General features: G+C 70.4%; 14 protein-coding genes and 1 riboswitch. Of the genes, 11 read left to right on the top strand and 3 right to left on the bottom strand.

Annotated elements, in window-relative coordinates; translation table 11 throughout:
* Positions 1 to 19: 19 nt before the first annotated feature.
* Positions 20 to 214 (top strand): DUF3046 domain-containing protein, encoded by a 195-nt coding sequence (locus tag ACEL92_RS17740; RefSeq protein WP_067269003.1) that lies wholly within the window; start codon positions 20 to 22, stop codon positions 212 to 214.
* 9 nt (positions 215 to 223) lie between these two features.
* Here the strand turns inward: ACEL92_RS17740 and ACEL92_RS17735 are convergent, their stop codons facing one another.
* Positions 224 to 844: a flavodoxin family protein gene (locus tag ACEL92_RS17735; RefSeq protein WP_374022017.1), complete on the bottom strand. Its 621-nt coding sequence runs from the start codon at positions 842 to 844 to the stop codon at positions 224 to 226.
* Positions 845 to 849: 5 nt separating this feature from the next.
* Positions 850 to 1,566 carry a (2Fe-2S)-binding protein gene (locus tag ACEL92_RS17730; RefSeq protein ID WP_374022016.1) on the bottom strand — a complete coding sequence of 239 codons (717 nt, stop codon included), beginning with the start codon at positions 1,564 to 1,566 and terminating at the stop codon, positions 850 to 852.
* 42 nt (positions 1,567 to 1,608) lie between these two features.
* Positions 1,609 to 1,738: riboswitch (cobalamin riboswitch) on the bottom strand.
* Positions 1,739 to 1,904: 166 nt separating this feature from the next.
* On the opposite strand from ACEL92_RS17730, the gene recA reads away from it, so the two are divergent.
* Genes recA through ACEL92_RS17710 form a run of 4 tightly spaced genes read left to right on the top strand, consistent with a single transcriptional unit; the run spans position 1,905 to position 5,607 of the window.
* The gene (gene recA, locus ACEL92_RS17725) at positions 1,905 to 2,945 is read left to right on the top strand and encodes a recombinase RecA (protein WP_067268999.1); all 1,041 of its coding nucleotides are present in this window, start codon (positions 1,905 to 1,907) and stop codon (positions 2,943 to 2,945) included.
* On the top strand, positions 2,911 to 3,432 hold the full coding sequence (recX, locus tag ACEL92_RS17720) for a recombination regulator RecX (protein WP_374022015.1): 522 nt from the start codon (positions 2,911 to 2,913) through the stop codon (positions 3,430 to 3,432). The genes recA and recX overlap by 35 nt, the downstream gene beginning before the upstream one ends.
* A 52-nt stretch (positions 3,433 to 3,484) precedes the next feature.
* Positions 3,485 to 5,005 (top strand): tRNA (N6-isopentenyl adenosine(37)-C2)-methylthiotransferase MiaB, encoded by a 1,521-nt coding sequence (miaB, locus tag ACEL92_RS17715; protein ID WP_374026259.1) that lies wholly within the window; start codon positions 3,485 to 3,487, stop codon positions 5,003 to 5,005.
* The gene (locus tag ACEL92_RS17710) at positions 4,993 to 5,607 is read left to right on the top strand and encodes a hypothetical protein (RefSeq protein WP_374022014.1); all 615 of its coding nucleotides are present in this window, start codon (positions 4,993 to 4,995) and stop codon (positions 5,605 to 5,607) included. The genes miaB and ACEL92_RS17710 overlap by 13 nt, the downstream gene beginning before the upstream one ends.
* Here ACEL92_RS17710 and ACEL92_RS17705 read toward each other — a convergent pair.
* A complete protein-coding gene (locus ACEL92_RS17705; protein WP_374022013.1) occupies positions 5,604 to 6,965 on the bottom strand; it encodes a DUF349 domain-containing protein in 1,362 nt (453 codons plus the stop codon). The genes ACEL92_RS17710 and ACEL92_RS17705 overlap by 4 nt on opposite strands.
* A 586-nt stretch (positions 6,966 to 7,551) precedes the next feature.
* Here ACEL92_RS17705 and ACEL92_RS17700 point away from each other — a divergent pair.
* From ACEL92_RS17700 to ACEL92_RS17675, 6 genes are all read left to right on the top strand, one after another.
* Positions 7,552 to 8,520, top strand: a complete 969-nt coding sequence (locus ACEL92_RS17700) for a DMT family transporter (RefSeq protein ID WP_374022012.1) — start codon at positions 7,552 to 7,554, stop codon at positions 8,518 to 8,520.
* Positions 8,521 to 8,553: 33 nt separating this feature from the next.
* Positions 8,554 to 9,243 (top strand): hypothetical protein, encoded by a 690-nt coding sequence (locus tag ACEL92_RS17695; RefSeq protein WP_374022011.1) that lies wholly within the window; start codon positions 8,554 to 8,556, stop codon positions 9,241 to 9,243.
* A 7-nt stretch (positions 9,244 to 9,250) separates the two neighbouring features.
* Complete coding sequence (miaA, locus tag ACEL92_RS17690) at positions 9,251 to 10,171, top strand: tRNA (adenosine(37)-N6)-dimethylallyltransferase MiaA (RefSeq protein ID WP_374026258.1); 921 nt, start codon at positions 9,251 to 9,253, stop codon at positions 10,169 to 10,171.
* Between the two features lie 4 nt (positions 10,172 to 10,175).
* Positions 10,176 to 11,048 carry a diaminopimelate epimerase gene (dapF, locus tag ACEL92_RS17685; RefSeq protein WP_374022010.1) on the top strand — a complete coding sequence of 291 codons (873 nt, stop codon included), beginning with the start codon at positions 10,176 to 10,178 and terminating at the stop codon, positions 11,046 to 11,048.
* 46 nt (positions 11,049 to 11,094) lie between these two features.
* The gene (gene hflX / locus ACEL92_RS17680; protein WP_374022009.1) at positions 11,095 to 12,516 is read left to right on the top strand and encodes a GTPase HflX; all 1,422 of its coding nucleotides are present in this window, start codon (positions 11,095 to 11,097) and stop codon (positions 12,514 to 12,516) included.
* Positions 12,517 to 12,608: 92 nt separating this feature from the next.
* On the top strand, positions 12,609 to 13,769 hold the full coding sequence (locus tag ACEL92_RS17675; RefSeq protein ID WP_374022008.1) for an acyl-CoA dehydrogenase family protein: 1,161 nt from the start codon (positions 12,609 to 12,611) through the stop codon (positions 13,767 to 13,769).
* Positions 13,770 to 13,840 lie beyond the last annotated feature (71 nt).

Genomic DNA, 13,840 nt, shown 5'->3' with positions numbered 1-13,840 from the left:
AGGCGGGTATCTTGCTGGCGTGCGGCTAACGGAATTCAACGAGCGGGTCGTCCTGCGATTCGGTGCGGCCTACGGTTCTTCGGTGCTGGCCGACCATGTGCTGACCGGGTTCGACGGCCGCACCGCCGCCCAGGCGATCGAGGACGGGGTCGAGCCCCGCGACGTGTGGCGGGCCCTGTGCGTCGACTTCGACGTGCCGCGCGACCAGTGGTGAATGCGGCGGCTATTCGTAAGGCGGGTATTCGTGCTGCCGCAGTAGCGCCGCGAGGTGGACGGCGTTGCGGGCCGCCGTTTCGGTCGTGGCTGCCACCGCTTCCGGCACGTCGTCGAGGTCGTTGAAGTTCGTCCCCTGCATCGCCTCGCCGTTCCAGTAGGTGCACCCTTGCGCGGGAATCGAGAATCCGATGTCGTTGAGCGCCTGAAAAAGGTCGGCGACGATCTTGTGTGCCCCGTCTTCGTTCCCGACGACCGCCACCAGCGCGACTTTGCCCACCATCCGGGGCCGGCCGGCGTCGTCCTTGTCGGAGATCGCGGCGTCGAGGCGCTCCAGAACGCGCTGCGCGACGCTGGACATGTGGCCGACCCACGTGGGCGTCGACAGCACCACAATGTCGGCCGCGGTGATCTTCTCCAGCAGAGCCGGCCACTCGTCGCCCGGGCCCATGTCCGCTTCCACGCCCGGCAGCAGCGCCAGGTCCACGCAGCGCACCTTCTCGGTGCCGACGCCCGCGCCGCGCAGTTGGGCGAGCACCTGATCGGCGATCAGCTCGCTGCTCGACGGCGCCGGGCTCTTCTTCAACGAACACGTCAACGCGAGCGCTCGCAGGGATGTCTCGGTGGGCATGGTGCTCAGATACCCTTGGGCGAGTTGGGCAAACGACGCGGCGCCCGAGTTCGGCGCGGCGGTGGCTTCTCGAAGACGCAGTCGCCGCAGACGGACCCGCCGGGCAGGCGATAGAAGAGGCAGCAACTACGGCGTCTGAAGCCCAGGGGTGGGCCGGTGACGACGCCCGAACCGGCCAGCACGCCGGTGCCCAGCAGCGCGCGCACCATCTCGGCGGTCCGCGCGCCCAGGTCGGGGCGCACGGCGAGCAGGGCCCGCGCCGCGCCGATCAGCGCTGACGCGAGGTTGCCCGCCAGCAGGGCGGGCGCCAGCCCCACTCGCAGACCGGCGGCGAACCGTTGCATGTGCTCCTGCACGACCAGCCGGTACAGCGCGTCCGGTGAGCTGGTCGGGAACCCGACCGGCGCGGGCAACCGCAGTTGCGCCCCGTCGTCGGCGCGCTGCAGGTCGCCCAGGTCGGGGACGACGCCGTGGCTCAGCGCGCACGCGAGCACGGGTGACCACAGCCGGGTGGCGTGTCCGAGGTGAACCAGCGAGGCGCCGATCCGCAGATCCGTCGTGTGATAGCGCCGGGCGGTGGCCTCGACCAGGTCGGTGAACCCGTCGGCGTAGGACTGCGCGACCGGGTGCCACCCGGCCGCGTCACCGCCCACGGCCAGCGCGAAAAACCCTCGGTAGGAAGATATTTCGGCCAGCTCGGCGGAGATGTCTCGCACGGTCATGTATGCGCAACCAGGCCTCTCTGGGGAGATCCGCCCCAGTCGTCGTGAGGAAGCGCTGACGGTGAGTGTCTGGCTCGCGGGAGGGGGACCATCCCGGTCACAGTGGCGGGACCGCACCGGATTCACACCGGTTTCCTCAGGCGCTATGGGCCCCGTCAGCGTGTTTCGGTGCAAATGTTGCCACACGCGGGTGGGTTCGGCGTGTCCGCTTGAATCGAACAGGTGTTCGGCTACTGTGGGGAACGTTCGGCGAGTCAACTTGTCGGTGGCCTTCTCTAGTGTCACGGCCAACCGACCAATACCGGTCACCGAACACACCGAACCATAGGAGAGGCACCATGACGCAAGCCCCCGACCGCGAGAAGGCCCTCGAGCTGGCGATGGCCCAGATCGAGAAGAGCTATGGCAAAGGCTCGGTGATGCGTCTCGGCGACGAGATGCGTCAGCCGATCTCGGTCATCCCGACCGGATCCATCGCACTGGACGTGGCCCTGGGCATCGGCGGCCTGCCCCGCGGCCGGGTCGTGGAGATCTACGGCCCGGAGTCCTCGGGTAAGACCACCGTCGCCCTGCACGCGGTGGCCAACGCCCAGGCTGCCGGCGGCGTCGCGGCGTTCATCGACGCCGAGCACGCCCTGGATCCGGACTACGCCAAGAAGCTCGGCGTCGACACCGACTCCCTGTTGGTCAGCCAGCCCGACACGGGGGAGCAGGCCCTCGAGATCGCCGACATGCTGATCCGGTCCGGGGCGCTGGACATCCTGGTCATCGACTCGGTGGCGGCCCTGGTGCCGCGCGCCGAGCTCGAGGGCGAGATGGGCGACAGCCACGTCGGGCTGCAGGCCCGGCTGATGAGCCAGGCGCTGCGGAAAATGACTGGCGCGCTGAACAATTCGGGCACCACCGCCATCTTCATCAACCAGCTGCGCGAGAAGATCGGGGTGATGTTCGGCAGCCCCGAAACCACCACGGGTGGAAAGGCTTTGAAGTTCTACGCGTCGGTGCGCATGGACGTGCGCCGGATCGAGACCCTCAAGGACGGCACCAACGCGGTGGGCAACCGCACCCGGGTCAAGGTCGTCAAGAACAAGGTGTCGCCGCCGTTCAAGCAGGCCGAGTTCGACATCCTCTACGGCAGGGGGATCAGCCGGGAGGGCTCGCTGATCGACATGGGGGTGGAGCAGGGCTTCATCCGCAAGTCGGGTTCCTGGTTCACCTATGAGGGCGAGCAGCTCGGCCAGGGCAAGGAGAACGCCCGCACCTTCTTGATGGAGAACGCCGACATCGCCAACGAGATCGAGAAGAAGATCAAAGAAAAGCTTGGCATTGGTGCGGTTGTGACCGATGACGACGTCTTGCCCGCCCCCGTCGATTTCTGAGCCCTCTCGCGAGGAGCAGGCGCGCACCCTGTGTCTGCGCCTGCTCACCGTGAGGGCGCGAACCCGCGCCGAACTGCACGGCCAACTGGCGAAACGCGGCTACCCCGAGGACGTCAGCGCCAACGTGCTCGACCGCCTCGCCGCCGTCGGCCTGGTCGATGACGCCGACTTCGCCGAACAGTGGGTGCGGTCACGCCGGGCGAAGGCCGGCAAGAGCAAGCGGGCCCTGGCCGCCGAATTGCACACCAAGGGCGTCGACAAGGACGTGATCGCCTCAGCCCTGTCCGGGATCGACGCCGGGGCAGAACGCGACCGGGCCGAGGAGTTGGTGCGGGCCAAGCTGCGCCGCGAAACGTTGGACGGCGACGACGCGCGGGTGACCCGCCGGCTCGTCGGAATGTTGGCGCGTCGCGGCTACAGCCAGAACCTGGCGTGCGAGGTCGTCCTCGCCGAGCTGGCCGCCGAACGGGACCGCCGCCGGGTCTAGCTGCGGTTTCTCGGGTGCCGCCGGGTCGCCGTACCATGGCCCCGTGACTTCGATGGTGGTGCAGGACGCCGCGGGCGCGCCCGACGGCGCCGGTGCGCGCACCTATCAGGTCCGCACCTACGGCTGCCAGATGAACGTCCACGACTCCGAGCGGTTGGCGGGCCTGCTGGAAACCGCCGGTTACCGGCGCGCCCCCGACGGCTCGGATTTCGGCGACGCAGACGTGGTGGTTTTCAACACCTGCGCCGTCCGCGAGAACGCCGACAACAAGCTGTACGGCAACCTCAGCCACCTGGCCCCGCGAAAGCGCGGCAACCCCGAGATGCAGATCGCGGTCGGGGGCTGCCTGGCCCAGAAAGACCGGGACGCGGTGCTGCGCAAGGCGCCCTGGGTGGACGTCGTCTTCGGCACCCACAACATCGGATCGCTGCCCACGCTCCTCGAGCGGGCCCGGCACAACAAGACCGCCCAGGTGGAGATCGCCGAGTCGCTGCGGGAGTTCCCCTCTTCGCTGCCAAGCGCACGCGAATCGGCCTACGCCGCTTGGGTTTCCGTCTCCGTCGGGTGCAACAACAGCTGCACGTTCTGCATCGTGCCCGCGCTGCGGGGCAAGGAGGTCGACCGCAGCCCGGCCGACGTCCTGGCCGAGGTGCGGGCCCTGGTGGACGACGGCGTGCTCGAAGTCACGCTGCTGGGCCAGAACGTGAACGCCTACGGGGTGTCCTTCGCCGACCCGGCGCTGCCCCGCGATCGCGGCGCGTTCGCGCGGCTGCTGCGGGCCTGCGGGGACATCGACGGGCTGGAACGCGTGCGATTCACCTCCCCGCATCCGGCCGAATTCACCGACGACGTCATCGAGGCCATGGCGCAGACGCCGAATGTCTGCCCCGCGCTGCACATGCCGCTGCAGTCGGGCTCCGACCGGGTGCTGCGCGCGATGCGGCGCTCGTACCGCGCCGAGCGCTACCTCGGCATCATCGACCGCGTGCGCGCCGCCATGCCGCACGCCGCCATCACCACCGACCTGATCGTCGGGTTTCCCGGCGAGACCGAAGAGGACTTCGCCGCCACGCTGGACGTGGTCCGGCAGGCCCGGTTCGCGGCCGCGTTCACCTTCCAGTACTCCAAGCGGCCCGGGACCCCGGCCGCCGAACTCGACGGGCAGCTCCCGAAAGCCGTTGTGCAGGAACGCTACGAGCGGCTGGTCGAGCTGCAGGAGCAGATCTCGCTGGAGGGCAATCGCGCGCTGATCGGCCAGACCGTGGAGTTGCTGGTCGCCGCGGGCGAGGGGCGCAAGGACACCCGCACGGCGCGGATGACCGGCCGCGCCCGCGACGGCCGCCTGGTGCACTTCGGCGCCGACGACCGGGTGCGGCCCGGGGACCTCGTCACCGCGGTGGTCACCCAGGCGGCGCCGCACCACCTCATCGCCGACGCCGGCATCCTGAGCCATCGCCGAACCCGCGCGGGCGACGCGCACGCCGCCGGGCAGCGCCCGGGCGGGGTCGGCCTCGGCATGCCTGCCGTCGGACCGCCCGCCGACCCCACGGAACCCCTTGGATGTGCCCGATGATGGAAGAACACCCCGACTTCGACGCCCTGCGCACGGAAATCGAGGCCGCCGAACGCCGGGTGGCACGGGGATTTGACCCGGGCCCACGGGGTTTCGTTGTCGCGATCCTGGTTTTCGTGCTGCTGGGATCGTTCATCCTGCCGCACACCGGCGCGGTGCGGGGCTGGGACGTGTTGTTCAGCAGCCACGGCGCCGGCGCGGCGGCGGTGGCGCTGCCGTCGCGGGTGTTCGCCTGGCTGGCGCTGGTGTTCGGCGTCGGATTCTCCATGCTGGCCTTGGTGACGCGTCGCTGGGCGCTGGCCTGGACCGCGCTCGCGGGTTCCGCGCTCGCCGGGGCGGCCGGACTGTTGGCCATCTGGTCACGCCAGACCGTCGCCGCCGGGCACCCGGGCCCCGGGGTGGGGCTGATCGCGGCCTGGATCGTCGTCCTCGCGCTGATCTACCAGTGGGCGCGGGTGGTCTGGTCGCGCACCATCGTGCAGCTCGCGGCCGAGGAGCAGCGGCGCCGGGTCGCGGCGCAGCAGCAGTCGAAGACGCTGCTGGACAGCCTCAACGACGAGGCGGGGCCCGACGCCCCTGCGCCCCGGGATCCCGACGCCTAGGACTTACGCGTCAGCGCCTCGGCGGCCGCCTGCGCCCACTGCCGCCATTGCTCGGCGTTGGCCCTGGCTTCCTCGGCCTCTTTGGTGCGGCCCGCCGCGGCGGCCTTCTGCGCCTGCTGCTCGTACTGCTCGGCGCGGACGCGGAACTGCTCGGCGCGGGCCTGCGCCTGGGGATCCGACCAATCGGCCTCGCCCGCGTCGCGCACCTTCTTCTCGACGGCGCGCAGCCGGCGCTCCAATTCGGCGGACCGCTCCCGCGGCACCTTGCCGATGGCGTCCCACCTCTCGGCGATCGAGCGCAGCGCCGCCCGGGCCGCGTCGTGGTTGCTGGTGTCGATCTTCTCCGCCTCGGCCAGCAACGCTTCCTTCGCCGTGGCATTGGCCCGCAGCTCGGCGTCCTTCTCCGCCGTCGCCGCGTTGCGCGCCGTGAAGAACACGTCCTGGGCGGACTTGAACCGCCGCCACAGGGCGTCGTCGACGTCCCTGGCCGCCCGGCCCGCCGCCTTCCACTCCGTGAGCAGCTTGCGGAATTCGGCGCTGGTGGCGGTCCAGTCGGTCGAATCGGACAACGCTTCGGCGCGTTCGCACAGTCGTTCCTTGGCCTGCCGGACGCCCATGCGTTCGCGGTCCAGCTCGGCGAAGTGGGACCCCCGCCGCCGGTTGAAGGCCTCGCGCGCCGCCGAGTAGCGCTTCCACAGCGCGTCGTCGACCCTCCGGTCCAGGCCGCTGATGGTCTTCCACTCGTCGAGGATGGCCCGCAGCCGGTCACCGGCGGCCTTCCACTGCGTCGAGTTCGCGGCCAACTCCTCGGCCTCGGCGGCCAGCGCCTCCTTGCGGGCGGTCTGCGCGGCGCGATGCTCGTCGCGGCGGGAGCGCTCCTGCGCGACGGCGGACTCGACCTGGTCGATGAGGCTGGCCAATCGGCCGGCGAGCGCGTCGACGTCGCCGAGCACGGCAGCGGTCGGCAACGCTTCGGCCAGCTCGGACGCGTGGGCCTTGATCTTGCGGGCGTCGCCGGTTCCCGCCGCGAGTCGCTCCTCCATGAGCGTGACCTCGGTGCTCAGGTCGTCGAAGCGGCGACCGAAGTGGGCGAAAGCGGCTTCGCGGTCGCCTGCCTGCCAGGAGCCGACGATGCGCTCGCCTGCGGCGGTGATCAGCCAGACCGTGCCGTCGTCGTCGACGCGCCCGAACTGATGCGGATTGCTGCGCGGGGGCGCCGGAATCGGGTGAACGACGGGCCGCGGCGCCGCGCTCGACGGCCGTGGGCCCGGACGGGGTCCCGGGCGTGGCACCGGGCGCGAAACCGGTTGGGGCACCGGCCCGCCCGGGTCCGGTCCCTGGGGTTCGTCAGCCGTCATGCGCTCGTCACCTACCCTTCGCGCGGTCGGAACTCCGCGCACCTGCCGCGCGTAGCGGCACCGTCTGCTGCACCTGTGGGGTGCCTTCGCGGCGTTCCCAACAGCTGCTTAACAGTATTCAAGCAGCTTGTCGGCGCATCCGCCGCCACCTGAGATCTTGCCCGTTCCAGACGCATCGGCGCAGGCGCATCGGGTATCACGGTTGTCCGCATCCAGGCTCGGGCGGAGAAGTCATGGCCACGACGGCCGTCGCGGCTTTGCTCGCGTTGGCGTCCTCGCTTTGCGTCGCGATCGGCGACGTGCTGCGGACCCGCGCCGACGCCTCCGCGACGCGCAACACACTCGCGGCCGGGTTTCCGGAACGCCCCAGCGCAACCGGCGTAGCCGCGCCCCGGTTAACCGGATCGCAGCGTTGCCCACAGGGCTTCCTTAGGTTAATGCCGTAAGAACGAAGGGTGATCTGTTGAACGCGCCGCGGCGTGGGCGACGTCACACAGTTGTTGCTGAACTGATCGCAAATATTGCGTGTATTTGCCCGTGCCCCAGGGAAAGCTGGTCGGGGCAATCGTGAGACGAGGGGTCACTCATGTCGAAGGTTGATGTCGCGGCGTTGATCGCGTTGTGCGCGGCGCTGGCATCCGCGGTCGGCGACGTGATCCGTCAGCGCTCTGCGCAGGAGATCACGGACAAGCAGGTCGGCCATCTGGAGCTGTTCCGCATGTCGCTGAAGGACACCCGATGGTGGCTGGGGGGCCTGGCGGCGATCATCAACTACAGCCTGCAGGCCGGGGCCCTGGCCTGGGGGTCGGTGGTGTTGGTGACCGCGCTGCAGGTGACGGCGTTGCTGTTCGCCCTGCCGATCTACGCGCGGCTGACGAGGCGCCGGGTCACCCGCTGGGAGTGGGTGTGGGCGGTGGTGCTCGCCGCCGCCCTGGCGGTGGTCATCATCGTCGGCGACCCGGCCTCGGGCCATCAGCGCGCGTCGGCCGAGACGTGGGCCATCGTCGCCGCGGTGATGGCGCCGCTGCTGGTGGCGTGCGTGGTGGTTGCGCGGATCTGGTCGGGCAGCCCGTTCGCGGCGGCCCTGCTCGCGGTGGTGGCGGGTTCCGCGTTGGCGTTGTTCGCGGTGCTGACCAAGGGCATCGTCGAGGTCGGCGAGGAAGGCCCGCTGGCCGTGCTGACCGCGCCCGAGTTCGTCCCCTGGCTCCTGCTGGCGCTGATCGGGATGATTTTCCAGCAGTCGGCGTTCCGCGCCGGTGCACTGACGGCCTCCATGCCGACGATGACCGTGGCGAAGCCCGTGGTGGCTGGTCTGCTCGGCATCTTCGTCCTCGGGGAAACGCTGAACGCCGACGGGCCGAAGGCCTTCGTGCTGGTAGCGGCGATCGCGGTGGTGATCGTGGCCACGGTCGCGCTCGCCCGCGGCGAGGCCGCCACCATGGTCGCGGAGGTCGGCCGGGACGACGGAAGCATCACGCCGGACGCGTGGTCGTCCGGGGAAGGCCAGGCCGACCCTTTTAGCACCGGCCCGGTAGTCGCGGCTGCCGAGGCCTGAGCGCACGCTTCGGCGAACCATTAGTTTGGTGGCGTGCTCAGCGGGATTGCCATTGTTCCCTCGGCGCCGCTGCTGGTGCCCGAACTCGCCGGACGGGCCACCGCGGAGGTGACCGATTTGGTGGCCGCGGTGTTGGCGGCGGCCGCCTTTCTCCCCGCCCGCTGGACCGTCATCGGGACGGCCGCGCGCGACGGGGTGTGGGGGCCCGACGCGGCCGGCACGTTCGCGGGTTTCGGTGTGGACGTCCGGGTCGGGCTGTCCCCGCGGTCCGGGACGGCGGCCCCCGCTGAGCTGCCCGTGTCCGCGCTGATCGCCGGGTGGGTTCGCGGCCAGGTCCGCCCCGACGCGACTGCGGAGGCCCGCATCTACCGCGCCGGCCACGACGATGCGACCGCCCTGGCGCAGGGCCGCGCCTTGCGCGCCGAGGTCGACCGGTCGGCCGAGCCGATCGGGGTGCTGGTCGTGGCCGACGGCGCCAACACTTTGACGCCGGCCGCACCCGGCGGATACGACCCGGCCAACGCCGACGCGCAGCTGGCCCTCGACGACGCGCTGGCGAGCGGTGACGTCGCCGCCCTGATGCGGCTGCCGCGCCAGATCCTGGGCCGAGTGGCCTTCCAGGTCCTGGCCGGCCTGGCCGAGCCTGGGCCGCGGTCGGCCAAGGAGCTCTACCGGGGGGCGCCCTACGGCGTGGGCTACTTCGCCGGCGCCTGGCAGGTCTGAGGTGACTGTGCGACCGCTGGCGATCATCGGCCCCACCGGAACCGGCAAGTCGCAGCTGGCGCTCGATGTCGCCGAACGGCTCGGCGCGGCCGAGATCGTGAACGCCGACGCGATGCAGCTCTATCGAGGCATGGACATCGGCACGGCCAAGCTGCCCGTCGCGCAACGCCGCGGCGTCGCCCATCACCAGCTCGACGTCTTGAACGTCACCGAGACCGCGACGGTCGCCCGCTATCAGCGCGCCGCCGCGGCGGACGTCGAGGCGATCGCGGCCCGCGGCGCCGTCCCGATCATCGTCGGCGGCTCCATGCTCTACATCCAATCGCTGCTCGACGACTGGTCGTTCCCCGCGACCGATCCTGCGGTGCGGGCGCGCTGGGAGCAGCGGCTGGGCGAGGTCGGCGTCGGCGCGCTGCACGCCGAACTGGCCCGCCGCGACCCCGCCGCCGCAGCGGCCATCCTGCCGACCGACGCCCGGCGCACCGTGCGGGCGCTCGAAGTGGTCGAGCTGACCGGCCTGCCGTTCGCCGCGTCCGCGCCACGCGTCGGCGTCCCGAAGTGGAACACCGCCATCGTTGGGTTGGATTGCGAGACAACGACTCTGGACGAGCGGCTGGCCCGCCGCACCGACGCCATGTTCGACCAGGGCCTGGTCGATGAGGTCAGCGCGCTGCTCGGCGAGGGCCTTCGGGACGGGGTCACCGCGTCGCGCGCCCTGGGCTACGCCCAGGTGATCGAGGCGCTCGACGCGGGGGGTGGCACCGAGCGGCTGCGGGAGGCGCGCGAACGCACCTACGTGGGCACCCGCCGGTATGTGCGCCGGCAGCGGTCCTGGTTCCGCCGCGACCACCGGGTTCACTGGCTGGGCGCCGCGGACGGGGCCCGACTCGTCGACGAAGCGCTGGGTGTCCTGGCCCCCGTATCCTGAGCAGGTGATTTTCGCGAAGGGCCACGGCACCGAGAACGACTTCGTGGTGCTCCCGGACGCGGAGGCGGCGCTCGACCTCACCGCCGCGCGGGTGGCCGCCTTGTGCGACCGGCGGCGCGGATTGGGCGCCGACGGCGTGCTGCGGGTCACCACCGCCGGGGCCGCGCTGGCGGCCGGCGTCTTGGACCGCCTGCCCGACGGCGTGGCCGCGGCCGACTGGTACATGGACTACCGCAACGCCGACGGGTCCATCGCCCAGATGTGCGGCAACGGCATCCGGGTGTTCGCGCATTACCTGCGGGCCAGCGGCATGGAGTCCCGCGACGAACTCGTGATCGGCTCCCCGGCCGGCCCGCGGCCGATCACCGTGCACCACGCCGGCGCGACGCTCGCCGACATCAGCGTCGACATGGGCAAGGCCAACACCCTCGGCCCGGGCAGCGCCCTCGTCGGTGGCCGCCGGTTTTCCGGCCTGGCTGTCGACGTGGGCAACCCCCACCTGGCGTGCGTGGATCCCGACCTGACCGTCGACGACCTCGCCGCGCTGGACGTGGCGGCGCCGGTGAGCTTCGACCACGCCCAGTTCCCGGAGGGAGTGAACATCGAAGTCGTCACCGCGCCGTCCGACGGCGCCATCCGGATGCGGGTGCATGAGCGGGGCGTCGGCGAGACCCGCTCCTGCGGCACCGGCACGGTCGCCGCCACGGTCGCCGCGCTGGCCGCCGCAGGTGCGGACACCGGCACGCTGGAGGTGCGGGTGCCGGGCGGCGACGTCGTCGTCACCATCACCGACGCCACCAGTTACCTGAGGGGACCGTCGGTATTGGTGGCACGCGGGGAGATCAGCGGGGAATGGTGGGACGCGCAGCGACGTTAATTCGGGTGCACGGCGCCGATCCGCCGTGCATCATCTTGTATTGCCTATGACACATCCTGATTTCTCCAATTCCGCTGTGCCGGAGCCAAGCACCGGCGAACTGGCCCTGGAAGAACGGTCGGCGCTGCGGCGCGTCGCCGGGCTGTCCACCGAACTCGCCGACGTATCCGAGGTCGAGTACCGCCAGCTCCGCCTGGAGCGCGTCGTGCTGGTCGGCGTGTGGACCGACGGCACCGCCGCCGAGAGCGAGGCCAGCATGGCCGAGCTGGCCGCCCTGGCCGAGACCGCCGGTTCGCAGGTGCTCGAGGGGCTCATCCAGCGCCGCGACAAGCCCGACCCGTCGACCTACATCGGCTCGGGCAAGGCCCAAGAGCTGCGCGAGGTGGTGCTGGCGACCGGCGCCGACACCGTCATCTGCGACGGTGAACTGTCCCCGGCGCAGCTCACCGCGCTGGAAAAGGCGGTGAAGGTGAAGGTCATCGACCGCACCGCGCTGATCCTGGACATCTTCGCCCAGCACGCCACCAGCCGGGAGGGCAAGGCGCAGGTGTCGCTGGCGCAGATGGAATACATGCTGCCGAGGCTGCGCGGCTGGGGTGAGTCGATGTCCCGGCAGGCCGGTGGCCGCGCCGGCGGCAGCGGGGGAGGCGTGGGCCTGCGCGGTCCCGGTGAAACCAAGATCGAGACCGACCGCCGCCGCATCCGCGAACGCATGGCGAAGTTGCGCCGGGAGATCAAGGACATGAAACAGGTCCGCGACACCCAGCGCAGCCGCCGCAGGCAGAGCGACGTCCCGTCTGTCGCGATCGTCGGCTACACCAACGCCGGCAAGTCGAGCCTGCTCAACGCCCTGACCGGGGCCGGGGTGCTGGTGCAGGACGCGTTGTTCGCCACGCTGGAGCCCACCACCCGCCGCGCCGAGTTCACCGACGGTCGCCCGCTGGTGCTCACCGACACCGTCGGGTTCGTCCGGCACCTGCCCACCCAACTCGTCGAGGCGTTCCGCTCCACGCTGGAGGAGGTCGTCGATGCGGACCTGTTGGTGCATGTGGTCGACGGCTCGGACGTCAATCCGCTGGCCCAGATCAACGCGGTGCGCGAGGTGATCTCCGACGTCATCGCCGACCATCACGGCGACCCACCGCCCGAGCTGTTGGTGGTGAACAAGGTCGACGCCGCGAGCGGCCTCACGCTGGCCGAGCTCCGGCACGCCCTGCCCGGCGCCGTGTTCGTCTCGGCCAGGACCGGGGAAGGCATCGAGGCCCTGCGGTGCCGGATGGGCGAGCTGGCCGTCCCCGCCGACACGGCCGTGGATGTGGTGATTCCGTACCACCGCGGCGACCTGGTGGCCCGGCTGCACGCCGACGGGCGCGTGCAGCAAGAGGAGCACAACGCCGACGGCACCCGCATCAAGGCGAGGGTCCCGGTGGCGCTGGCCGGGCGCCTGCAGGAGTTCTTGGCGGGCTGATCCGCGTGGCGGGGTCAGCCTGCCGCCTGCCGACCAACCGTCTGGTTGGTATATGTTGGGCGACAGAGTCCCAGTCGCCGGAGGTTATCCACATGGCCAGTGCCGTCAAGTACCAGCGCACTCTTTTCGAGCCGGAGCACGACCTGTTCCGCGAGTCCTACCGCGCCTTCCTCGACCGCCACGTCGCGCCCCACCACGACGAATGGGAGAAGGCGAAGATCGTCGACCGCGGCGTGTGGCTCGAGGCGGGCAAGCAGGGCTTCCTCGGCATGGCCGTCCCCGAGGAATACGGCGGCGGGGGCAATCCGGACTTCCGGTACAACACGATCATCACCGAGGAGACCACTTTCGGTCGCTACAGCGGCATCGGCTTCGGGCTGCACAACGACATCGTGGCGCCCTACCTGCTGGCCCTGGCCACCGAGGAGCAGAAGCAGCGCTGGCTGCCGAAGTTCTGCACCGGCGAGTTCATCACAGCCATCGCGATGACGGAGCCGGGAACCGGCAGCGACTTGCAGGGCATCAAGACCCGCGCGGTCGCCCACGGCGACCACTACGTGCTCAACGGCGCAAAGACGTTCATCACCAACGGAATCAACGCCGACTTGGTGATCGTCGTCGCGCAGACTGATCCGGACAAAGGGGCGCAAGGCTTTTCGTTGCTCGTTGTCGAACGCGGCATGGAGGGCTTCGAGCGCGGCCGGCACTTGGACAAGATCGGGCTGGACGCGCAGGACACCGCCGAGCTGTCCTTCACCGATGTCAAGGTTCCCGCCGAGAACCTGCTGGGGCAGGAGGGCATGGGGTTCATCTACCTGATGCAGAACCTGCCGCAGGAGCGGATCTCGATCGCCATCATGGCGGCCGCGGCGATGGAGCAGGTATTAGCAGACACGCTGCAATATGCCAAGGAGCGCAAGGCATTTGGCAAGCCGATCGGCAGCTTCCAGAACAGCCGCTTCGTCCTCGCCGAGCTGGCGACCGAGGCCACCGTGGTGCGCATGATGGTCGACGAGTTCATCCGCCTGCACCTGGACAAGAAGCTGACGGCCGAACAGGCGGCCATGGCCAAGTGGTACTCCACCGAGAAGCAGGTGCACCTGATCGATCGTTGCCTGCAACTGCACGGCGGCTACGGTTACATGCGCGAATACCCGGTTGCCCGTGCCTATCTGGACGCGCGGGTGCAGACGATTTACGGCGGCACGACCGAGATCATGAAGGAGATCATCGGCCGCAGCCTCGGGGTCTAGGCCCGACGACGGTGACGCCGTAGAAACGGTCAATTCGCCCGCCATCGGCAAACGCGCCAATGCCCGGCGCG

This window comes from Mycobacterium hainanense, from assembly GCF_041890355.1.
Lineage (GTDB): Bacteria > Actinomycetota > Actinomycetes > Mycobacteriales > Mycobacteriaceae > Mycobacterium > Mycobacterium hainanense.
Note: the sequence above shows the minus strand (reverse complement) of the source record. Positions and strands in the feature narration are given on the sequence as shown.